At 64.3% G+C, this 392-nt stretch carries 1 protein-coding gene; it reads right to left on the reverse strand.

Features of this window, described 5'->3' with window-relative positions; all coding sequences use genetic code 11:
- Nucleotides 1-89: 89 nt before the first annotated feature.
- Nucleotides 90-392 (reverse strand): hypothetical protein (locus tag F0Q34_RS22225; protein ID WP_206668131.1); only part of this gene is annotated, 303 nt, incomplete at its 5' end.

The following is a 392-nucleotide window of genomic DNA, read 5'->3' on the forward strand; positions in this document are numbered from 1 at the left end:
GCTTCTCCAGCAAGTAAACAACGTAATCGTCCACAACCCCATGCGGATCGTAAAACGAAAAAATACACAGCCTGCGCATGGCCCGCGCCTCAACGATCCCCGCGTGAGCGGAGATGGCGCAGCGTGGCGGTGCGGTAGACGGGGCGCAGGGCATGGACCAGGCGCGGGAGGCGGTGCTCGGCGGAACGCTTCATGGCCAGAACAAGATCCGCCAGGCTTTGCCGCACGGAGGACAGGTGCGGCGGCGGCGCGGCATGACCCAGGGGGGCGAAGGCGGCGGAAGGATAGCCTGCGTTCCGCCAATCCTCGAGGATGCGGACCCGATAGCCGAAATCGGCGTTGGGCAGGGCGGCTTCCAGCTTCTGCAGCTTGTATTCCAGCATGCCGTAGTT

Origin of the sequence: Teichococcus oryzae (assembly GCF_008386565.1) — a bacterium.
Taxonomy (GTDB): Bacteria; Pseudomonadota; Alphaproteobacteria; order Acetobacterales; family Acetobacteraceae; genus Pseudoroseomonas; species Pseudoroseomonas oryzae.